Source organism: Ruegeria sp. HKCCD4884, assembly GCF_013110855.1.
GTDB lineage: Bacteria > Pseudomonadota > Alphaproteobacteria > Rhodobacterales > Rhodobacteraceae > Ruegeria.
Genome location: NZ_WVRJ01000008.1, coordinates 104,580 through 126,397 on the forward strand (window position 1 = coordinate 104,580; position 21,818 = coordinate 126,397).

The following is a 21,818-nucleotide window of genomic DNA, read 5'->3' on the forward strand; positions in this document are numbered from 1 at the left end:
AGTCGCGAAGCTATTCTTGAAAATTCTGACCGCCCACTGCGCGGGACATGCCGCGAAACTCGGCGATCAGAGTGTTGTTTTGGTTGGTGACGCGAACGTCATAGATACCGCTGCGTCCGGACACAGTGACCTCTTTCGCGGTGGCTGTCAGACGGTCGCCTTTGCTTCCGGGGGCGAGGAAGCTGATCATTGTGTGTTGCGCGACGGTTGCCTTGTTTCGGCTATTGCAGGCAAAGGCGAAGGCGCTGTCGGCCAGAGCGTGGGTGACGCCCCCATGGCATGTGCCATGACCATTGCAGTGATGGTTGGCGACGGTCAGTGTCAGAACTGCGTGGCCTTCGTCAATCTCGACAAGTTCCATGCCGAACCATTTGCTTGCCTCGTCATTTGCCCACATTGCAGCAGCGGATTTTTCGGCGCGTTCTTTTGGGGTCATCCTCAACGTCCCTGAAAATGCGGTGCGCGTTTTTCGAGGAAGCTGGATACGCCTTCTGCGTAGTCCGCGCTTTCCCCGCAAGTTTTCATTGCGTCAGCTTCAATTTCAAGCTGATCTGATAGGGATGTGGTGGCCGCGGCTTGAATGCATTGTTTAGTCAAGCCCAGCCCGAGCGTGGGGCCGTTGGCCAATTGCGCGGCAAGCGTGCGCGCCTCGCTCATCAGTTGATCGTCGGGCAGTGCTTTCCAGATCAGTCCCCAATCCTCTGCCTGTTTGGCTGAAAGAGGTTGAGCGGTTAGCGCCAACCCCTTAGCGCGTGCCTCACCCAACAGGCGCGGCAAGTGCCAACTGCCACCCGTATCCGGTATCAGGCCGACCTTGGAAAAGCTCTGAATGAATTTGGCATTTTCCCCGGCCAGAACCATGTCACAGGCTAACGCCAGATTCGCACCTGCACCTGCGGCGACCCCGTTTACGGCGCAGATGACCGGGAACTCCAGGGACCGGATCAACCGGACCAGAGGAGCGTAAAACGTTCGTACCGTTTTGCTCAGATCCGGAGGGCCATCCATTTTGGATGGATCGCGATCGCCCAGGTCTTGACCTGCGCAGAACCCGCGCCCGGCACCGGTCAGCAATATCGCGCGGGCCCCGTTGTCGCGCGCGGTCTTCAACGCGTCTTGCAGGGCGACGTGCATGTCTTCATTGAACGCGTTCAACTTGTCTGGGCGGTTCAGGGTAATTTCAACCCAGTTCCCGTGGTCTTGTGCAAGTATCGTATCGCTCATGACTGTCTCTTCTGGCCTCATTTCAACTTAATCATTGCATTAACCGAACGGTTGGTCAATATATAAACCAGTACCGAATCTGGGCCGATCAAAAAGGGTTGTCGATGTTGCAGTCGTCGCTGGTGAGCGTTGAATTCAAGGGTGACGTGGCTTGGGTCACGGTCAACAACCCGCCAGTGAACGCGACCTCTACCGCAGTGCGGCGGGGGCTGTCCGACGCAGTTGATGCGGTTCAAGGTGCGCGCGTGGCGGTGTTGTGTTGCGCTGGCAGGACCTTCATCGCTGGTGGTGACATGTCCGAGTTTGATGTGCCGCCGATTGAGCCGCATTTACCGGATGTTGTTCAGAAGATCGAAGACAGCAAAGTGCCGTTTGTCGCCTGTATGCACGGCAATGTGCTGGGCGGCGGGTTCGAAATTGCCATGGCCTGCGCGTGGCGGATCGCAGCACCGGACACCGGTTTTGGTTTGCCCGAGGTCAATGTGGGGTTGATCCCCGGGGCAGGGGGCACTCAACGTTTGCCGCGTCTTGTGGGGATGCAGGCAGCAATCGACATGGCGTGTTCCGGGAAGATTCAGAAAGCTGAAGCATTGGCGGCACTCGGGGGCGTTGATCTGGTCGCCGACAACCCCAAAGCTGCTGTAATAGAGTTTGTTGCCAAACTGCCAGAGCGGCCATTGGCTGTCAGTCGACGCTCTGTCCCTGATTTCTCGTCTGATCTGCTAGAGACAAGTCGTCAAACGTTGACGAAACGCGCGAAAGGGCAACAATCTCCACTGGAAAACCTGACCGCACTCGGCTGGTCCGTTGAGCCATTCGCTAAGGCGCAACCGAAAGAACGCGCCCGCCATCTGGCCCTGCGCCAAAGCGCTGAAAGCCGGGCGTTGCGCCACGCATTCTTTGCTGAACGCACCGTATCCAGACCTGCGTTGATCAAGGGCGCTACTGCGCGCGACATTTCCCGAATTGCCGTTGTGGGCGGCGGGCTGATGGGCGCAGGCATTGCCACGGCCGCCCTGAATGGTGGATTGTCGGTCACTTTGATCGAGCAAAACGCCGAGGCAGCATTGGCGGCGAAGGGGCGGGTTGAATCTCTGCTTCAAGGGGCTGTTAAACGGGGCAGGATGTCCGAGGCGCAGCTGCGAGACCACCTGTCCAAATTCAAGGCTGCCCATAGCTATGCCGCAGCTGCGGATGCCGAGTTGGCTATCGAAGCCGTGTTCGAAAACTTGCCCGTCAAGCAGGCGGTGTTTGCGGAACTGGCCAGATACATGAACCACGATGCCATCCTGGCCACGAATACATCCTACCTGAATCCGGTGGATATTTTTGCAGGTGTTGAAAACCAAACACGCTGCATTGGTCTGCATTTCTTCAGCCCGGCTCATGTCATGAAGTTGCTTGAGATCGTACATACGCCTGATACGTCGCCCGAAGTTTTGGCCACAGGTTTCACCTTGGGCAGAAAGCTGCGGAAAGTGTCGGTTCTTTCGGGTGTCTGCGATGGGTTCATAGGCAACCGCATGCTGGCGGCGTATCGGCGCGAGGCTGACTATTTGCTGGCTGATGGGGCGCTGCCTTATCAGGTGGATGCGGCGATGCGGGCGTTTGGGATGCCCATGGGACCTTATGAGCTGCAGGATCTGACCGGTCTTCAAATCGCCTGGGCCAACCGCAAGCGCAATGCCGCAATTCGGGAGCCAAACGAACGCTATGTGCCCATCCCGGATCAACTGTGTGAGATGGAGCGTTTTGGTCAGCGTGCGAGCAAGGGTTGGTATCGTTACTCGGATGGCGACCGCACACCGATCCGCGACCCTGAGGTTGAGGCGTTGATCGAAGACTACTCGGCTGAACAGGGCATCACCCGCCGAAACTTTACCGAGCAGGATATTTCCTCGCGTATTCTGGCGGTTCTGGCCAACGAGGGGGCTTTGATCATCCAAGAGGGTATCGCAGAGAACGCGGATGCTGTCGATATGGTACAAATCCATGGATACGGTTTCCCGCGTTGGCGTGGAGGGCCAATGCACTACAGCAAAGAGATCGGTATCGACGTGTCTCACGCAATGATGCTGACAGTTGCAAACGAAAACCCTGGGTCGTGGCGCATCGCGGACCGTGGAGGGAACCATTAACATGTTGATGGTTACAAAAGCGACCATTAACGCATTCTTGACTCATGTTTCACTGGGAGGAGACAGAACCATGAAATTCACCAAGCTAAGCACCTTACTGGCATCGGCTGCGCTGGCCGTTACGGGCACAGTGGCACTGGCGGCAGATTACACGCTGACCATTTCCAGCTGGGCGCCGCCGACCCATGGCATCAATGCCAAGATGTGGCCGAAATTCGTGGAGATGGTTGAAGAGGCGACAGACGGTCAGGTCACGGCCGAACTCAAGTTGGGCATTGCGCCGCCACCGGCACAGATGGACCTGATTATGGATGGCGCGGCAGATGCGTCGATCATCTTCCATGGTTACCAGCCCGGTCGCTTTGTCACCACCAAGATGATCGAACTGCCCGGATATGAGGGTTCGGCCGAGGACGCTTCGGTCGCTTACTGGCGCACCTATGACAAGTTCCTCAAAGAGGCAGACGAACATCGCGGCGTGAAGGTAATTGCGCTGCACACACATGGCCCTGCCCAGTTGCATTCCAGCAGCCCTGTGACCTCGCTGGATGAGGTCTCGGGTCTCAAAGTGCGTATCCCGGGTGGCGTTGGCGGGGACGTCGGCACGGCTTTGGGTGCGACCGGCATTCAGGTGCCTGCGCCGAAAGTCTATGAAACCCTGGCCTCGAAAGCTGCGGATGGGGTTGTGATGCCCTTTGAATCCCGCAAAGGGTTCAAGCTGACCGAAGTGGCGCAAAATGTTTACGAAGTTCCGGGTGGTCTATATCGCGGATCGTTTGCCTTCATCATGAACGAAGACACTTTTGCCGATCTGCCCGCCGATCTGCAGGCCGCGCTGGAAGAGAACGTCTTTGGTGAACCGCTGAGCCGTGAGATTGGCAAGATCTGGGACGAGATCGACGCTATAGGTCGCGAAGCAACCGAAACCACTGACGGCAACGCGATCAACGCGGCCTCTGTTGAAGATCTTGAGAAATTCAACACCATTGCCGTCGATGTGCGCGCCAAGGTCATTGACGAAGTCAACGGCGCGGGTATCGACGCTCAGGCCGCTTATGACATGATCGTAAATGAAATGGCTTCGCAGTAACGCAGCCCGGCTGGCGGGCGTGACCCGCCAGCCCTTTTCACCCGCCGGGGACCAATCATGCACTCACTCGTGACCCTTGCGCGACGCATCAGTGTCGTTCCGACGATGCTGGCCTGCGTGGCGCTATTCATCCTGATGGTGATGACCTTTTTTGACGTCATCCTGCGCTCTGTCTTCAACGCGCCAATCGAGGCTGCAACCGAGCTGACGCGGATTCTGATGGCGATCCTTGTCTTTTCGGTCCTACCGATAATCTCGGCCGGACGCGGACAGATCGCTGTGGACCTGACAGATGGAATTTTCGCACGTTTGCGGCTAAGCCGAGCGCGTGACGCGATTGTTTATCTGGTATCCGGTATCATGCTGATCTGGCCAATTCAGCGCGTGTGGGTGCTGGCAGAGCGGGCGCGGGATTACGGCGATGTCACCGAATACTTGTCGATCCCTGTCTTCTATGTGGGCTGGTTCATCGCCGCCTTCACCGCGATCGCTGCTGTCGCGATGATCATCACCGGGATTTTGCACATTTTTGCCCCCCAAGCCTTGTCGGAGCACTCCTGATGACTGCCGCTTTGATCGGTTTTGCCCTTGTCCTTGTTCTGGTGCTGCTGCGCCTGCCCATAGTCTTTGCGATGGGCCTCGTCGGGACGCTTGGCTTTGCATACGAACGCGGTGGCAGCATCCTGTCCGAGCGTGGGTTGAAGGCTGCGATGTCCATGGTGGGCCGCCAGATCACTGACACGGCGCAGGATTATGGGCTGTCTGTTGTGCCACTGTTCATCCTGATGGGCCTGTTCGTCAACAAGGGCGGCCTTGCGCGTGAACTTTATGCGGTATCGAATGCCTTTCTGGGCCATTTCCGCGGCGGCATAGCCATGGCCACGGTTGCAGCCTGTGGTGGGTTTTCTGCCATTTGTGGCTCGTCGCTGGCCACGGCGGCAACGATGTCGAAAGTCGCAATGCCGGAAATGCGTCGCTATGGTTATTCGGATGAGCTGTCGACGGCGTCGATTGCGGCGGGTGGAACACTGGGCATTCTGATCCCGCCATCGGTCATTCTGGTGATCTATGGCCTTTTGACCGAAACCTCGATTGGCAAGCTGTTCGTTGCGGGCATCATCCCCGGTGTGTTGGGCATCCTGTTCTATCTGCTGGCGGTGCGTTGGACTGTTTGGCGCAGACCCGACGCCGGACCAGCAGGAGAGCGGCACGGCTGGGGTGAACGCCTTTCGGCGCTGCGCTCGGTCTGGGCCGTGCTGCTGCTGTTCTTCCTTGTGATCGGCGGGTTGTACGGGGTGTTTGACTTCTATCCGCTGAACCTGACCTTCAGCCCGACCGAGGCAGCTGGCATGGGCGCAATGGGTGCCTTCCTGATTGCGTTGTCTCGGGGTGGGCTAACCCTTGGTTCCACCTTTGAAGTGTTGAAAGAGACCAGTTTCACCGCCGCAGCACTGTTTTCAGTTCTGATCGGGGCGCAGATCTTTTCGAACTTCATCAACTTGGCCGGTCTGCCCGAAGCTTTGATCGCATTGGTCACGGCCTATGAGGTGGAGCCGTTTGTGGTGATCCTGATGATACTCGGGATCTACATCATTCTGGGCTGTGTCTTTGAATCACTGTCGATGCTGCTGCTGACAGTGCCGATCTTCTTCCCGCTGGTGACATCGCTGGGATATGATCCGATCTGGTTTGGCATCGTCGTCGTTGTCGTGACTGAGATCAGCCTGATCACTCCCCCAGTCGGTTTGAACGTGTTCATTCTGAAAGGTGTGGTTGGGGACGTTTCAACCGGGACTATCTTTAAGGGCGTCACACCGTTTTGGGTGGCCGATATCTTCCGCCTGGCGCTGATTGTTCTGGTGCCATGGCTGGTTCTGGTTCTGCCTGAACATATGGGGGCGATGGGTCACTGATGTTCTCGTTGACCGCACTTCCAACCGGTTTTCACGCAGACCCTTATCCGGCCTATACCGCGCTGCGCGAAGACACGCCTGTCTGCTTTCAAGCCGATGGGTCTGTCATCCTGTCGCGCTATGACGATCTGGATCTGGTGTATCGGGACACAAAACGGTTCATTTCGGACAAGAAGGCGGTCTTCGGGCCGAAATACGGGGTCGACAGCCCTTTATTCGAACATCACACGACCAGTTTGGTGTTCAATGATCCGCCCTTGCACACCCGTGTGCGCAAGGTGATGGTCGGTGCGATGAACCCGCGCGCGCTGGCGCAGATGGAGCCGGGCCTGGTGCAGCTGGTCGACGGCTTGCTGGACCAGATGCAGACCAAGGGCTCTGTTGAGTTGATCGAGGATTTTGCCGGGGCCATCCCGATTGAGATCATCGGCAACTTACTGGGCATTCCCCGATCCGAGCGAGGACCCCTGCGGGATTGGTCTCTGGCCATTTTGGGCGCTTTGGAGCCTCAGCTGACTCAGGAACAAGAAGACTGGGGCAATCGCGCGGTGTCTGACTTCAAGGCATTCCTGCGCCACATCATAGATGATCGTCGCGCCAATCCAGGTGACCCATCAACGGACGTGCTGACACGATTGATGCAGGATGACACCGATGGCGGGTTGACCGAGGTCGAGCTGTACCAGAACTGCATTTTCATCCTGAATGCTGGGCATGAGACCACGACCAATCTGATCGGCAACGCGCTGGAGCTGCTGGACCGGCACCGTGACAAGCGTGCCGAGTTGCTGGCCGACCCAGAGCTTATAAACACAGCCGTGGACGAGTTTCTGAGAATGGAAAGCCCCAACCAATTCGGCAACCGTTTGACCACCGAGGATATCGTCTTCCACGGCCAAACCATTCCCGCCGGAACAGATATCCATCTTTGCATCGGAGCCGCCAACCGCGACCCGCGACAGTTTGAGCAGCCCGATGAAGTGAAGTTGGACCGGCGCCCCAACAAACACCACGCCTTTGCGGGTGGGCCACACACCTGCGTTGGCCTGACTTTGGCCCGAATGGAGGGGCGCGTCGCGGTCGGGCGGTTTCTGGCCCGCTTCCCGAATTTTTGCATCACCGATGGTGCTGAACGCGGTGGCCGTATCCGGTTTCGGGGTTTCGCGCGATTGCCCGCGCAGGTTTGAAGGCTACGGTTTGTGGTGTTGCTGCGCAAAAATAACGACCGACCGTACGGTTAAAGATATGACCTCACACGTTCGACTAGGTGATGTGAGGATCCAGACACTGATGAGGAGACACTCATGACCATCCAACAGATATCCAGCTTTGCCGCCGGTGCATGGGTGCCGCCTGGTGCCGGGGCGCGCACTATTTCCAGTGCCGTAACGGGCGAGGTGATTGCAACTGCGGGCAACGCGGAACTGGATGTGCAAGGAATGCTGGACTATGCGCGCGACGTCGGCGGGCCGGCCCTGCGCAAGATGACCTTTCATGAGCGGGCCAAAATGCTCAAGGCGGTGTCGCTGCATCTGGGTCAGCACAAGCAGGCGCTCTATGATCTGTCTTTCAACACAGGCGCGACGCAGTCGGACCACATGATCGACATCGACGGCGGCATTGGCACAATGTTTGTCTTTGCCTCGAAAGGACGCCGGGAAATGCCGGACGGGCATGTCTATCTGGACGGTGATGTTGAGCAACTATCGCGCAACGGGACGTTTTTGGGCCAGCACATCTGCACCCCGTTACACGGCGTGGCGGTTCACATAAACGCGTTTAACTTTCCGGTCTGGGGTATGTTGGAGAAACTGGCGCCAACTCTGTTGGCCGGTGTTCCGGCCATCGTTAAACCGGCGACGAATTCTTGCTACGTGACCGAGCTGTGCGTGCGGTTGATGTTGGACTCCGGTATTTTGCCCGCCGGGGCGCTTCAGTTGGTGTCGGGCGGTTTGGGCGACATGCTGGACCGTTTGACCCTGCAGGATGTGGTCAGCTTTACCGGCTCGGCGGATACGGCGCTGAAACTGCGATCCAACCCCGTGATCCTGGAAAACTCTGTGCGGTTTGTGGCGGAACAGGACAGCCTTAATTGCTCGATACTTGGTCCAGATGCCAAGCCGGGTACGCCTGAGTTTGACCTTTTCGTCAAAGAGGTCCAGCGCGAGATGACGGCGAAGGCTGGTCAGAAATGTACCGCAATCCGTCGGATCATCGCGCCGGAGGTGCAGGTGCAAGCCGTGATCGAGGCGTTGTCCGCGCGGCTGGCCAAAACCGTTATCGGCGACCCAAGGCTGGAAACCACCCGCATGGGCGCATTGGTCTCGAATGGTCAGAAACGTGACGTTCTGGAAAAGGCGACGATCATTGGCCAAGAGGCCGAGCGTGTCTTTGGCAACCCGGATGATTTTGCGGTCGATGGAGCAGATCCCGAAAAAGGGGCGTTTCTGCCGCCTATGCTTTACCATTGTGCCAACCCTGACGCGGCGCAGCGTGTGCACGATACCGAAGCTTTTGGGCCGGTCAGCACGGTCATGGGCTATCGCGATCTCGACCATGCGATTGAACTGGCAAACCGGGGGCAAGGATCTTTGGTGGCATCGGTCATTACGCATGACCCTGACGTGGCGCGTCAGGTCGCCATTGGGGCAGGGGCCTATCATGGGCGTTTGTACTTCAACAACCGTGACTCGATGAAAGAATCCACCGGTCACGGTTCACCTTTGCCTCATATGGTGCATGGTGGCCCCGGGCGCGCCGGCGGCGGCGAAGAGATGGGCGGCGTGCGTGGTGTTAAACACTATATGCAAAGGACAGCCATTCAGGGTTCACCTGATCTGTTGACCGCGATTGGAAAAAGATGGGTGCCCGGCGCGACCGAGGTCAAAGGCCCAGCCCACCCGTTCACGCGGCGCTTTCATGACCTTGCGATTGGCGAGACGATTCACACGGAACCCCGCACCATCACCATGGAAGACATTGAACACTTCGCCACTTTCACAGGAGATACCTTCTACGCCCACATGGATCAGGCCGCGGCGGAACGGAACCCATTCTTTCCGGGGCGCGTCGCCCATGGCTACTTGTTGCTGTCATTTGCCGCTGGATTGTTCGTCGAACCAAATGAAGGGCCGGTGCTGGCCAACACGGGTCTTGATGGGTTACGCTTTATGAAGCCGGTTGAAGCCGGTGACAGCATCAAAGTTCGCCTGACGGTCAAGGCCAAAACCAAACGCAATGATGAATATGGCGAAGTTCGTTGGCACGTCACGCTAACCCAGCAAGATGACGAACAGGTCGCAGAATATGAGCTGTTGACGATGGTTGCTTACTAGCTACTTGCATGCGTGCGATGGGCCGGATGGTAATTCCCTTCGGCCCGATTATACTTCGTGTATGAAAGACATCAGCCCTGATTGGTTCGAAACCTGTGTCAGTCAACTGACCAACACCGGCACACAGCGGGTGTGGTCAGTGCTGGTTACGATATTTGGAGATTTGGCGCCCAGCGGATCGGACCAGGTCAGCGGCAGCTTGATCACGGCGCTCACCAGTCTGGCCGGAATCAAGTCTGAGGCGACGCGTGTTGCACTACATCGGCTGCGGAAAGAAGGTTGGATCGAAAGTACGCGGGTGGGGCGCACCAGCGTGCACCGCTTGACGGATTTTGGTCGCAGCCAAAGTGCCGCCGCCGCGCCGCGTATTTATTCCCGTGAGACCGAAAAGCCCGACATCTGGCATGTGCTGATCGCCAGCAGTTCTGAAAGTTCCCGCAAAGAACTGTCAGATCTGATGCTCATTGGGGATTATATCTCTGTCAATGCCTCTATGGCCATGGCGCCGGGCCCGGTCCCTGATGGGCTGGAAGACCTTTTGGGGATTGAAAGCAGTGCCATATCAGTGCCCGATTGGATGCGGGATCTATGTGGACCTGAACCTCTGAAAGATGCTTACAGTCAGTTCTGGACCACACTTCAGTTCGTCGAACAGCATTTGCCCGCCAAGGGGATGGACGACCTCCTGCAAACTGCCGTTTTGCGTGTTCTGATCGTTCATGGGTGGCGGCGGCTTATCCTGCGCCATCCCCCTTTGCCACCTGCCTTTCTGCCAGAAGACTGGAAAGGTGCAGAGTGCCGACAGTCCGTGGCGCAGCTGTTAGACAGGTTGCCTCGCCCGAGCCTTGCGTCACTGGAAGCCGTATTGGGGGATTGATTCCGAGCGGGACGTGAGTGTCGCCCGGTCAGCTTAATGTTTTTTGGATCACCGCCCTAATCGGCCCCAAATATCGCAACGATAAAGTTCTGATCTTATATGTTACAAAAATGGTGAAAGAGATCAAATAAAGGTAACATAAAGCTTGCCTCGAATCGGTTGCTTTTATAAAAACCGACCAGACGGTTAATGAATACTGACGCTAACAGGAGACCTCGGGCATGGACGCATTCATTTGCGACGCGACGCGTACACCGATTGGGCGGTATGGCGGAGCGCTGTCTTCCGTTCGCTCGGATGATCTTGCGGCTTTGCCATTGGCGGCGTTGAAAGAACGCAACCCTCAGGTCGATTGGGTCAGCGTCGACGATGTGATCTATGGCGATGCCAATCAAGCTGGAGAGAGCAACAGGAACGTTGCACGCATGGCGGCCTTGTTGGCCGGGCTGCCAATCGACGTTCCGGGCACAACGGTGAACCGCCTTTGCGCCAGCGGTATGGATGCCGTTGGAATGGTAGCCCGCGGCATCAAGGCAGGCGATTACGATCTGGCCATTGCGGGGGGCGTGGAAAGCATGTCCCGCGCACCATTTGTGATGCCCAAGGCAACTTCGGCGTTCACTCGCAACAACGCGGTATACGACACCACGATCGGCTGGCGTTTCGTGAACCCGAAGATGAAGCTGGACTACGGCGTGGATTCCATGCCGCAGACTGCTGACAATGTGGCCGAAGACTATGGCATCAGTCGTGAAGATCAGGATGCCTTTGCTGCACGCAGCCAGGCCCGGTGGGCGGCCGCTCATGCGGCGGGTGTTTTCGGCGATGAAATCACTCCGGTTTCGGTACCACAGCGAAAGGGCGACCCGATCATTGTGGATACGGATGAACACCCGCGTCCGGGAACCACAGCAGAAAAACTGTCGGGTCTCAAAGGGGTGAACGGATCGGAAAAGACCGTCACAGCGGGCAATGCTTCGGGTGTAAATGATGGCGCGGCAGCCATTCTGATGGCGAATGAGGCGGCAGCGGCCAAGAATGGTTTGACCCCGATGGCCCGTGTGGTGGGGATGTCGGTTGCGGGTGTTGCACCGCGTGTGATGGGCATCGGCCCGGTGCCTGCAAGCCGCAAGGTTTTGGCCCGTGCAGGTCTGAGCATCGAACAGATGGACGTGATCGAGTTGAATGAGGCGTTTGCCTCTCAGGGCCTTGCCACCCTGCGCGAGTTGGGCCTGCCGGACGATGCGTCCCACGTGAACCCCAATGGAGGGGCCATCGCTTTGGGCCACCCACTGGGCATGAGCGGCGCGCGTCTGGTGCTGACCGCAGCATATCAACTGAAACGAACCGGGGGGCGCTTTGCGCTCTGCACCATGTGTGTGGGCGTCGGGCAGGGCGCGGCCCTTATTCTTGAACGCGTGTAACGGAGGAGACGGGACATGTATGCTCAGATGGTTAAATCCGAGGCATCAAACGAAGATCCGGAGAAACTGGCAGAGTTTCAGGCACGGATTGATGCCGATATCAAGATCGAGCCCAAGGACTGGATGCCTCAGGCTTATCGTAAGACCCTGATCCGTCAGATCGGTCAGCATGCGCACTCTGAGATCGTGGGGCAATTGCCCGAAGGCAACTGGATTACCCGCGCGCCGACGCTGGAGCGCAAAGCGATCTTGTTGGCCAAGGTGCAGGATGAAGCCGGGCACGGGCTTTACCTCTACTGCGCAGCTGAGACGCTGGGTGTCAGCCGGGACGAGATCACCGAGATGCTGCTTGATGGGCGCATGAAATACTCGTCGATCTTCAACTATCCGACGTTGAACTGGGCCGATATTGGTGCTGTTGGATGGCTGGTTGACGGTGCGGCGATCATGAACCAAGTGCCGCTGCAACGCACGTCTTACGGGCCTTATTCACGCGCGATGATCCGCATCTGTAAAGAAGAGAGCTTCCATCAGCGGCAAGGTTACGATGCGATCCGCAAAATGGCCGAAGGCACGCCCGAGCAGCGCAAGATGGCTCAGGATGCGATGAACCGCTTCTGGTATCCGTCGCTGATGATGTTCGGCCCGTCCGACAAGGACTCGGTTCATTCTGCCCAGTCGATGGCGTGGAAAATCAAGATCAATACAAATGATGAGCTGCGTCAAAAGTTTGTCGACCAGACCGTGCCGCAGGCCGAGTATTTGGGCCTGACCATCCCCGACCCAGACCTGAAATGGAACGAAGAACGTGGGCACTATGATTTCTCAGAACCTGACTGGTCGGAATTCTTCGACGTGATCAAGGGCAATGGCCCGTGCAACGTGGATCGTCTGGCTGCACGCAACAAGGCCTGGGATGACGGGAAATGGGTGCGGGACGGTCTTTTGGCGCACGCCCGCAAGAAGCAATCCGGCAATCTGGCAGCAGAGTGAACCCAAGGAGGAAACCCGATGAACAACGAATGGCCCCTGTGGGAAATCTTTATCCGCGGCCTACACGGTATGAGCCACCGACATGTTGGATCGCTGCACGCCCCGGATGCCGAAATGGCAATCAAGAATGCGCGCGACGTCTATACGCGCCGTAACGAAGGCGTTTCGATCTGGGTTGTCGAGGCAAACAACATCTCGGCCTCATCGCCCAGTGATAAAGGCCCGCTGTACGAACCCAGCGAAAGCAAGGTGTATCGTCACCCGACTTTCTTTGACATCCCCGATGAAGTGGGGGCGATGTGATGACCCGGGATGAAGCATTCCTGCAATTCCTGCTGCGGATGGGAGACAACACTCTGATCCTCGGTCATCGCGTCAGCGAGTGGTGCGGCCACACGCCGGTTCTGGAGGAAGACATAGCGCTAGCCAACACAGCGCTGGACCTGATCGGTCAGACCCAGATGTGGCTTGGTCTTGCGGGTGAGATAGAAGGTGGCAAATCCGCCGATGATCTGGCCTTTCTGCGCGACGCCTGGGATTTCCGCAATATACTGCTGGTCGAGGTTCCGAACGGAGATTTCGGCCGCACATTGATGCGCCAGTTCCTGTTCGACGCCTGGCATTCGATCATGCTGGGGCGCTTGATGACTTCCTCGGACGAACGTGTCGCTGCAATTGCCGCCAAAGCCAGCAAAGAGGTTGCCTATCACCTCGAACGCTCAGGCGACACGGTTGTGGGGCTGGGCGACGGGACCGAGGAAAGCCATGCCCGAATGCAGGAAGCCCTTGATTATCTGTGGCCCTATGTCGGTGAGATGTTTGCCAGCGACGAGGTCGACGCCCAGATGGCCGCCGCAGGTATCGCACCCAATCCGACAGACCTGCACGAAGAATATGACACTCTGGTCGGAAGGATCCTGACCCAGGCAACACTTAGCATTCCCGAAAGTCAGTTTGCCCATAAGGGCGGGCGTGACGGGCGCATGCATACCGAGCATCTGGGTCATCTACTGACGCAGATGCAATGGCTGCAACGCGCCTATCCCGGAGCCAAGTGGTAAGAGCGGATGCAATCCTCGACTGATCAGATCTGGAGCTGGCTGGATGCGGTGCCCGATCCCGAGATACCGGTGATCTCGGTCGTGGATCTGGGCATCGTTCGCGATGTGCGTTGGGACGCCGGAACGCTGGTTGTGACCGTAACACCAACGTACTCTGGCTGTCCGGCGACGTCCGTCATCAGCATGGATATCGAAACCGCGCTGCGCGACCACGGGATCGCGGAGGTACGGATCGAAACCAGCATTTCGCCCGCCTGGACCACCGATTGGCTCAGCGAAAAAGGCCGCGCCAAGCTGGAAGACTATGGCATTGCGCCACCGCAACCGGCGGGCGGGCCACAACGGTGCCCGCATTGCGGCAGCAAGGCTGTTGAGAAAGTCAGCCAGTTCGGCTCGACCCCATGCAAGGCCCACTGGCGCTGCACCGACTGCCTGGAACCTTTTGACTATTTCAAGTGCATCTGAGGAGGAGCACCGGATGGCACGTTTTCATGACCTGAAAGTCACCGACATCCACAAAACCATCCGCGATGCGGTTGTTGTGACGCTTGAGCCTGTGAATGGCGCAGCGGAACAGTTCGATTTCACCGCGGGTCAATACCTGACCTTCCGGCGTGATTTTGACGGCGAAGAACTGCGCCGCTCGTATTCGATCTGCGCGGGAAAGGATGACGGCGTTCTTCAAGTTGGCATTAAACGCGTCGAAGGGGGCGCTTTCTCAAGCTGGGCCAACGCAGAGTTGAGCGTTGGTGACGTTGTTCAAGCGATGCCGCCAATGGGCAGCTTTCACGTGCCAATCGAAGCGGACGCGGAAAAACAATATCTCGGCTTTGCCGGCGGTTCGGGGATTACACCGGTTTTGTCGATCCTGAAAACAACGCTGGCCCGCGAACCCAAGTCCCGCTTCACGCTGATCTACGCCAACAAAGGCATCAACACGATCATGTTCCGAGAGGAGCTGGAGGACCTGAAAAACCTCTATATGGATCACCTGAACGTGATCCATATTCTTGAGAGCGACGCGCAGGAGATTGATCTGTTCACCGGGCTTGTGACGCAGGAAAAATGCGGCGAGCTGTTTGAACACTGGATCGACATCAAAAACGTGGATACGGCTTTTATTTGTGGACCAGAGCCAATGATGCTGGGGATTGCCGCCGCGCTGCGCGAGCATGGGCTTGAGGACAGCCAGATCAAGTTCGAGCTTTTTGCCAGCGCCCAACCTGGGCGGGCCAAGCGCAAGACAAATGCAGCAGAGGCGGGCACGCAGGCGAACCAGACTAGCGCTTCAATCACTCTGGACGGCTCGACCCAGACAGTAACCCTGCCCAAGGATCAATCCATTTTGGACGCAGCCTTGGAAAACGCGATGGACGCGCCATACGCGTGCAAGGCCGGGGTTTGTTCCACCTGTCGTTGTCGCATTCTGGAAGGCGAAGTCGAAATGCTCGCCAATCACGCGCTCGAGGATTACGAGGTCGAAAAAGGCTATGTGCTGAGCTGTCAGGCTTATCCGGTGACCGACCGTGTGGTCGTGGACTACGACCAGTAAAGGGAGAGGATCAATGACCGAAGCCATGACACTCGACAGCTATCTGGCCGCAGGCGGAGTACTGACCAATCCGACAAACGTGCCACCACGCTACCGCGCCGAATTGATGAAGCTGATGGCCACCTTTGTGGACAGCGAATTGGCTGGCGCCGCGGGTTTTGCGGATATCATCAATCAGGGGCCGGGCATCAAGGAACGGATCGCGGCAGCAAAAATAGTGCTTGAGAAAACCGATCATGCAGATCGCGTTCTTAAAATAATGGGCGAGTTTGGCGCAGATACCGAACGATACGCCACGCACCATCCATGGACTGCGCGACTGGATCGCGATGACGATATCGGCGCAACGCGCAGCGCACATGACATGCGCCTTGCTGTGTTCAATTATCCGATCTCGGGCTGGACCGACGCTGTGATCATGAACCTGTTGATGAGCCGCGCGGTGGCCGAGCAACTGGCTGAGTTTTCGACGGTTTCCTACCAACCGCTGGCTGAAGCCTTCCGACAGATCGCCCCTGTCGAAGCACATCATGGCGCACTTGCCCTGGAAGGCGCAGTGAAGCTGGCAGAAGGCGGAGAAACAGAGCAGATGCAACATGCCGTGGACTATTGGTGGCCCCGCGTCGCGCTGTCCTTTGGTGGAGATGATCCGAAACGGTTCGCTTTCCTGACTTCAATCGGTTTGCGTCACAACCGAAACAGCGCTTTGAAAGAACGTTGGAGCCAATCGGCACAGGCCGCTCTTGGGCAGTTGGGTCTGACCACACCCGAATAACTTCCTAATTTCCCCGTTTCGCCTTTCTGCAATGAAAGGCTCTTCCAAGCGCCGCGCTGCACCAAAGACCTTTTTGCTGCGATTAAAGCGGTCAAATTGCGACATTGGCTGGTCGATTCAAACAACCTCCTCCGCTCATTCGCGCCCAAGATGGTGCTAACGCGCGTGGGAGGACACAATGCGGTGCAACCAAACCCTGATCACTCAGATGTGCCTGTGTATTCCTGCGGTGTGTTCTCTCATATCAGCCTGAAACAAAAGTGCCGCGCATGACATCAAGACCTCTCGAACATATCCGCGTTCTCGACTTTGGCCAGTATCTGGCTGGTCCTTTGGTTGGCATGATGCTGGCCGACATGGGGGCCGAGGTGATCCGTATCGATCCGCCCGGCGGACCGCGCTTAAAGGATCCGGCCACCGACATGCTGTCGCGGGGCAAGTCGGCCATTACCATCGACCTCAAGTCGGATGAGGGTTTGAAATTAGCGCGCGATCTGGTGGCAAGAGCCGACGTCGTGATCGAAAATTTCCGCCCTGGCGTGATGAGCCGCTTGGGCCTTGGCCCTCAGGCGCTGCGTGATATCAATCCGCGCATCGTGTCTGTCTCATTGCCGGGGTTCGCCTCGAACGACCCCGCTCTTGCGAATGTACCAGCGTGGGAGGCGGTGATCGCTGCGCGCACAGGGCAGTTTACGGATATGGGGTTGAACCGGCGTTTGATGGGGATCAACCCGTCCTTTACGCCGCTCACCCTTGCCTCGGCTTACGGAGCAGCCTTTGGGGCAATGGCGGTGCAATTTGCCCTGACGGCGCGCGACCGGAATGGGGGGGATCACATCGAAGTTCCTTTGGCCTCGGCTTTGCTGGAAGGGTTGGTTTATAATTGCGAGCAGATTGAGGATTATCCCGAACGCTACAAATCCCCCCGAGAGGTGGAGCTGGACCGACGCACGGCCGAAGGTTTGCCAATGGACCTGAGCTTTGCAGAACTGGAAGAGTTTCTGGATCCATTCTACCGAACCTATACCTGCGCTGATGGTCGAGGATTTTATGTGGTCGCAGGCAGTGTGAAAACACATCCCCGGCGCGTGCTGGAGGTTCTGGGTTTAGGGGCGTTGGCAGACGAATTGCCGGATTTTGATGCTTACTTGGACACAACAGACTGGCCCGATGAATGGTCTTTGCGCAATTACCCGGTCGGCGCCAGAGATCGGGCACGGGTATCTGCTGCAATGAAACAGGCGTTTCGAACCAAACCTTCTCATGAATGGGAAGCCTTGTTCGGTGCGGCCAAAGCTCCTGCTACGGCACAGCGGTTCACCAGGGAATGGCTGACAGATCCGCACGCTTTGGCTTCGGGGCTGGTGGTTCAGGTGCAAGACCCGCGTCACGGCGACATGAAACAGATGGGCAATGTGGCTTGGCTTGCCGATGATGCCGGGGCGCTTGGCAAACAGCCGGGACCGGACCCGGACAATGCGCCCATTTCCGCTATCCTGGCCGAGTCACCGCGCAACGGGGTGGCGGGTGTGGAAGAAAGCGGCTGGCTTGAGGGGCTTAAAGTCCTGGACCTGACCAATGTCATCGCTGGTCCAACCATAGGCTCTACGTTGGCGCGCTACGGGGCTCAGGTTACCTCGGTTCAGCCGGTAGAGCCGTCGGTCGACCCGTGGAACACGGTTGTATTTGGTTTGCACGCCCATCGTGGCAAACGCAGCGTGTTGCTGAACCTCGGTTCAGAGCAGGGACAGCGCGCTTTGCGACGGCTCATCGAAGCGTCAGACGTCATAACGATGAACGGCACGGACGAACAGCGCGACGCCTTGGGCCTTGGACCAGAGCAGCTGGCCGCGATCAACCCACGGCTCATTTTGGTTCAACTGGATGCTTTCGGGGGTCTTGCACGCGGCCCCAAATCGGACCATTTGGGCTATGATGATCTGGCACAAGCCGCGACCGGGGTGATGGTGCGCTTTGGCGGAGGGATGGAGACACCGGAAGAACACGCGCATTTCGGCACGATCGACGTTCTGACCGGATATTGCGCCTGTGTTGCGCTGGGCGCGGCCCTTCTGAGGCTGCAGAAAACCGGCAAAGGCGGAATCGCCCGCGCGGCGCTGGCTGGGGCAGGGAACCTCATTCAAGCACAGCTGATGTATGATTTTGAAACCCGCGCCCATTTTGACGAACCCGCAGGGCGTTCGGCGTTGGGATGGGGCCCGTATTACCACTGTTACCGCGCCGCTGACGGTTGGCTTTTCTTCGCGGCACCAAAAGATCAACGAGACGCCTTGCGCCACGTTGACGAACTGGCAGATATTGCTGACATGCCGGAACCGCAGATGGCCAAAGCCCTGGCAGATCGGATTGCCACGCAACCCGCCGAATTTTGGCAACAAGCTTTCACGGGCACGTCTTCAACTGTTATGCCGCTGGGTTCGCTGCACGACACACGTGATGCTGTTTTGCATCTCGAAAGCTCTGGTCAGGTTGATCTGACGCAGAATACGTTCAGCGTCATCCGGCATGATTTGCACCCTATGGGTCGTTGGTGTGATCTTGTTGCTCCGAACGCAGTTCGGCCTGAACGAGCTAGGATCGTAATCCCCGGACCGATGCCAAAGTACGGCGCGGACACACGATCAATCCTGAGCGAAGTCGGGTTTTCTGACGCGGAAATTGACGCAATGATCGCCAGCGGTTCGGCAGGTGAAAGCTGGTCAGACCGCTACCTGCCGGAGTGACACCAACCCATGACGCGTTCTGAGAGCCAAGGCCCTGCCATCACCCCAAGAACCCGCGCCAAGGCGCGACATATTCTCGACCACTACTACATCGGGCCGTCCCGTGACGCGTCGGTTCTTGAGATATGGGGGTACACAGAGCGCATGACTTATGCGCCGGGTGAACTGTTGGCTCTGCGCGTTTCTACCACCGCTCGGGAGTGGGATCTGGAGATCGGGCGCGATGGTGCAACCTACGAGGTGATGCATCGCGAGAGCGGCTTGAAAGGTGTACATCAGAGGACACCCAAAGATTGCTCGGTCACTGGATGCGGGTGGGAGGTGACCTACGAGTTCAGGATACCGGACGACTGGCGTGAAGGCGGCTACCTGGTGACATTGCGTGCCGAACAAGATGGGGGCCGGGTGGAAGAGCATCACTTGTTCCTGCTGCGGCGCGCGCCTGAAAAACCAGCAGCACCTTTTGTACTGATCTGCGCCACTGGGACATGGCTGGCCTACAATTGCTGGGGAGGGTCCAATCACTACGAAGGCATCACCGGACCCGAGGGCAAGTCGTTCTCTCCGGTGGTGTCGACACAACGGCCGTGGTCACGGGGACTTTGTAAGCTTCCTGCAGGTGCCCCGCGTGCTGTGCCGGATACACCGCATAAACCAGGAGATATGGTGCGCTACCCCTATATGGAATGGGCCTATTCCTATGGATATTCCAAGAAATACGCCTCGGCGGGATGGGCCAGCTACGAGCGTCATTTTGCGCGCTGGGCCGAAGCGGAAGGGTACGAGTTCGATTTCGCGACCCAGCATGATCTTGAGGCTGACCCGGACCTGTTGAAGGACTATCAATGCGCTGTTTTTGTGGGCCACGACGAATATTGGTCAGCCAATATGCGCCACGCTGTCGACAGGTTTGCTGAAGGTGGCGGACGTGTTGCCCGATTTGCTGGAAACTTCCTGTGGCAAACCCGGATCGAAGATCAGGGCCGAACCCAGGTTAGCTATAAATACACCGCAGATCTTGACCCTTTGGTGGGGAGCGACCGCGAACATCTCGTGACATCCGCGTGGGAAGTCTCTCCTGCCAACTGGCCTGGTGCCCGGACCTTTGGGGTTAACGGATTGAAGGGCGTCTATGCAGGTCTGGGCCGATGTATCGGGCAGGGAAGTGGTGGATTTACGGTCTATCGACCCGACCACTGGGCGTTTGAAGGCGCACAACTGGGATACGGCGACCAATTGGGCGCAGGTGCGCGTATCTTCGGGTATGAAGTCGATGGGCTGGATTACAGAATGGATGACGGGCTGCCCTTTCCCACCGGCTTGGATGGCGCGGATTTGGGCGTACAGATCCTTGCACTTGGTCTGGCGACCAATATCGAGCCTGACCACGAAATCTGGGGCGAGACCTTGTATATCGGAAACTCAGATGCGGTGTTTAAAGCCGAAAGCATGTTTGGGGTTTGCACGGACGAGACACTGGATCGCAGCAGCCGGGGCAACGGGGCGGTCATCTATTGGCAACGTGGGCTTGGAGAGGTCTTTACCGCGGGCACGTGTGAATGGGTGATGGGCCTTGTGCGCCAAGATCGTCAGGTCGAGCAGATCACGCGCAATGTACTGAACAGGTTTGGAAACTGTCAGCCGCTCTAACGTTTTTTTGCATAAACCTTTGGCCTAAGCCGGTTGAATTCTGCCAAAAGTCCAATTTTGTTGAGCCAGCAAGCCGCACAGTTCAGGACAACCGCAATCTCGCGGTGACTGATATCCTTGAAAGGAATGCAAATGAACAAAATTGGCAAACTGGCAGTGCTGGCGGCTTTTGTGGCACCGGGCTTGGCGTTGGCGCAAATCAACGTGAATGATGTGCTGGGATCCTCTGAGGGTGCAATTCGCGCGGCATTAGAAGCCAAGGGCTATTCCATCGCAAAGTTCAAAGTCGAAGAGGACGAAATTGAAGTTTATGCGTCACTTGACGGTAAGACCTATGAGATCGAAGTTTCGCCCGAAACCGGCGCCGTTCTGGAAATTGAGCTGGAAGACGACGAGGACGACAGCTGATATAAATGGGGTGTGTCCAGCTCCGGACGCACCCCGGACTGACCGAAAGCAAAATCATGACACGTGCCACAGTTTTATGGTCCTTATTTGCAGTGCAGGCTAGCTGTAGCGCTTACTTCCTGTTGGACATTGTTTTGGACTTTTGGCCCAACTCCACGTTTTTTCTGGCAGAAAGTGATCTTGTCGAATTGTTCGTCACGGTTGCGCTGATCAGTGGGTTGGCGTTCACCACCGTCGAGCTGCGCAAAATGCTGAGCCGTCAGGCCAAGCTTGAGGATCAGATGAAAGTCGCCTCTGGCGCGTTTGGCGAGGTGCTTGAAGCGCGGTTCCAGGCATGGTCGTTGACTCAGGCCGAACGGGACGTCGCCATTCTGGCGATAAAAGGATACGCGATCGCTGAAATCGCTGAAATTCGGGCGACAAAACAGGGCACGATCAAAGCGCAATGTGCGTCAATTTACCGAAAGGCCGGAGTATCGGGTCGATTGCAACTTTTAAGTCTTTTTGTTGATGACTTGCTTGCGGATGATCTGGTCTCTGTCCCCTCTCATCAAACACACAAAGCGGATATGACCTGAAGTCTATTGGCGAGGTGGACAAGATTGTGTCGCTTGAGGACAGTAATGTCGCAAAC

At 57.3% G+C, this 21,818-nt stretch carries 20 protein-coding genes; 18 read left to right on the forward strand and 2 right to left on the reverse strand.

Translation table 11 applies throughout. From position 1 onward, the window contains the following. Nucleotides 1–10 precede the first annotated feature (10 nt). Nucleotides 11–436, reverse strand: coding sequence for a hydroxyphenylacetyl-CoA thioesterase PaaI (gene paaI, locus GS636_RS13290; protein ID WP_171095168.1), 426 nt, complete (start codon nucleotides 434–436; stop codon nucleotides 11–13). A gap of 2 nt (nucleotides 437–438) precedes the next feature. Then, on the reverse strand, nucleotides 439–1,224 hold the full coding sequence (gene paaG, locus GS636_RS13295; protein WP_171669812.1) for a 2-(1,2-epoxy-1,2-dihydrophenyl)acetyl-CoA isomerase PaaG: 786 nt from the start codon (nucleotides 1,222–1,224) through the stop codon (nucleotides 439–441). 104 nt (nucleotides 1,225–1,328) lie between these two features. Here paaG and GS636_RS13300 point away from each other — a divergent pair, with 104 nt between their 5' ends. The 18 genes from GS636_RS13300 to GS636_RS13385 all read left to right on the forward strand — a co-directional run bounded on the left by GS636_RS13300 (nucleotide 1,329) and on the right by GS636_RS13385 (nucleotide 21,762). After that, nucleotides 1,329–3,362, forward strand: coding sequence for an FAD-dependent oxidoreductase (locus GS636_RS13300; RefSeq protein ID WP_171669813.1), 2,034 nt, complete (start codon nucleotides 1,329–1,331; stop codon nucleotides 3,360–3,362). A gap of 70 nt (nucleotides 3,363–3,432) precedes the next feature. Next, nucleotides 3,433–4,452, forward strand: a complete 1,020-nt coding sequence (locus GS636_RS13305) for a TRAP transporter substrate-binding protein (protein WP_171669814.1) — start codon at nucleotides 3,433–3,435, stop codon at nucleotides 4,450–4,452. A 57-nt stretch (nucleotides 4,453–4,509) separates the two neighbouring features. Continuing rightward, nucleotides 4,510–5,013: a TRAP transporter small permease gene (locus GS636_RS13310; RefSeq protein WP_171669815.1), complete on the forward strand. Its 504-nt coding sequence runs from the start codon at nucleotides 4,510–4,512 to the stop codon at nucleotides 5,011–5,013. Next, a complete protein-coding gene (locus GS636_RS13315; protein WP_171095159.1) occupies nucleotides 5,013–6,365 on the forward strand; it encodes a TRAP transporter large permease in 1,353 nt (450 codons plus the stop codon). The genes GS636_RS13310 and GS636_RS13315 overlap by 1 nt, the downstream gene beginning before the upstream one ends. Further along, nucleotides 6,365–7,552, forward strand: coding sequence for a cytochrome P450 (locus tag GS636_RS13320; protein WP_171669816.1), 1,188 nt, complete (start codon nucleotides 6,365–6,367; stop codon nucleotides 7,550–7,552). Before GS636_RS13315 ends, GS636_RS13320 begins: the two co-directional genes overlap by 1 nt. 117 nt (nucleotides 7,553–7,669) lie before the next feature. Then, nucleotides 7,670–9,700, forward strand: coding sequence for a phenylacetic acid degradation bifunctional protein PaaZ (paaZ, locus tag GS636_RS13325; protein WP_171669817.1), 2,031 nt, complete (start codon nucleotides 7,670–7,672; stop codon nucleotides 9,698–9,700). 61 nt (nucleotides 9,701–9,761) lie between these two features. Next, a complete protein-coding gene (locus GS636_RS13330) occupies nucleotides 9,762–10,577 on the forward strand; it encodes a PaaX family transcriptional regulator C-terminal domain-containing protein (protein WP_171669818.1) in 816 nt (271 codons plus the stop codon). A gap of 221 nt (nucleotides 10,578–10,798) precedes the next feature. Continuing rightward, complete coding sequence (gene pcaF, locus GS636_RS13335) at nucleotides 10,799–12,001, forward strand: 3-oxoadipyl-CoA thiolase (RefSeq protein WP_171669819.1); 1,203 nt, start codon at nucleotides 10,799–10,801, stop codon at nucleotides 11,999–12,001. A gap of 15 nt (nucleotides 12,002–12,016) precedes the next feature. Further along, nucleotides 12,017–12,994 carry a 1,2-phenylacetyl-CoA epoxidase subunit PaaA gene (gene paaA, locus GS636_RS13340; protein WP_171187691.1) on the forward strand — a complete coding sequence of 326 codons (978 nt, stop codon included), beginning with the start codon at nucleotides 12,017–12,019 and terminating at the stop codon, nucleotides 12,992–12,994. A gap of 18 nt (nucleotides 12,995–13,012) precedes the next feature. Then, nucleotides 13,013–13,297 (forward strand): 1,2-phenylacetyl-CoA epoxidase subunit PaaB, encoded by a 285-nt coding sequence (gene paaB, locus GS636_RS13345; protein WP_171669820.1) that lies wholly within the window; start codon nucleotides 13,013–13,015, stop codon nucleotides 13,295–13,297. Continuing rightward, nucleotides 13,297–14,055 (forward strand): 1,2-phenylacetyl-CoA epoxidase subunit PaaC, encoded by a 759-nt coding sequence (gene paaC / locus GS636_RS13350; protein ID WP_171669821.1) that lies wholly within the window; start codon nucleotides 13,297–13,299, stop codon nucleotides 14,053–14,055. The genes paaB and paaC overlap by 1 nt, the downstream gene beginning before the upstream one ends. Nucleotides 14,056–14,061: 6 nt before the next feature. Continuing rightward, nucleotides 14,062–14,520, forward strand: coding sequence for a 1,2-phenylacetyl-CoA epoxidase subunit PaaD (gene paaD / locus GS636_RS13355; protein ID WP_171669822.1), 459 nt, complete (start codon nucleotides 14,062–14,064; stop codon nucleotides 14,518–14,520). Nucleotides 14,521–14,533: 13 nt separating this feature from the next. Further along, entirely contained in the window at nucleotides 14,534–15,607 is a 1,074-nt protein-coding gene (locus GS636_RS13360; protein WP_171669823.1) for a 2Fe-2S iron-sulfur cluster-binding protein, read from the forward strand. Between the two features lie 13 nt (nucleotides 15,608–15,620). Beyond that, nucleotides 15,621–16,382: a Phenylacetic acid catabolic protein gene (locus tag GS636_RS13365; protein ID WP_171095143.1), complete on the forward strand. Its 762-nt coding sequence runs from the start codon at nucleotides 15,621–15,623 to the stop codon at nucleotides 16,380–16,382. Nucleotides 16,383–16,651: 269 nt separating this feature from the next. Next, entirely contained in the window at nucleotides 16,652–19,126 is a 2,475-nt protein-coding gene (locus GS636_RS13370; RefSeq protein ID WP_171669824.1) for a CoA transferase, read from the forward strand. Between the two features lie 9 nt (nucleotides 19,127–19,135). Next, nucleotides 19,136–20,776, forward strand: a complete 1,641-nt coding sequence (locus GS636_RS13375; protein ID WP_171669825.1) for a N,N-dimethylformamidase beta subunit family domain-containing protein — start codon at nucleotides 19,136–19,138, stop codon at nucleotides 20,774–20,776. 132 nt (nucleotides 20,777–20,908) lie between these two features. After that, a complete protein-coding gene (locus GS636_RS13380; RefSeq protein WP_171669826.1) occupies nucleotides 20,909–21,184 on the forward strand; it encodes a PepSY domain-containing protein in 276 nt (91 codons plus the stop codon). Nucleotides 21,185–21,318: 134 nt separating this feature from the next. Then, nucleotides 21,319–21,762: a helix-turn-helix transcriptional regulator gene (locus GS636_RS13385; RefSeq protein WP_253762780.1), complete on the forward strand. Its 444-nt coding sequence runs from the start codon at nucleotides 21,319–21,321 to the stop codon at nucleotides 21,760–21,762. Nucleotides 21,763–21,818: the final 56 nt, after the last annotated feature.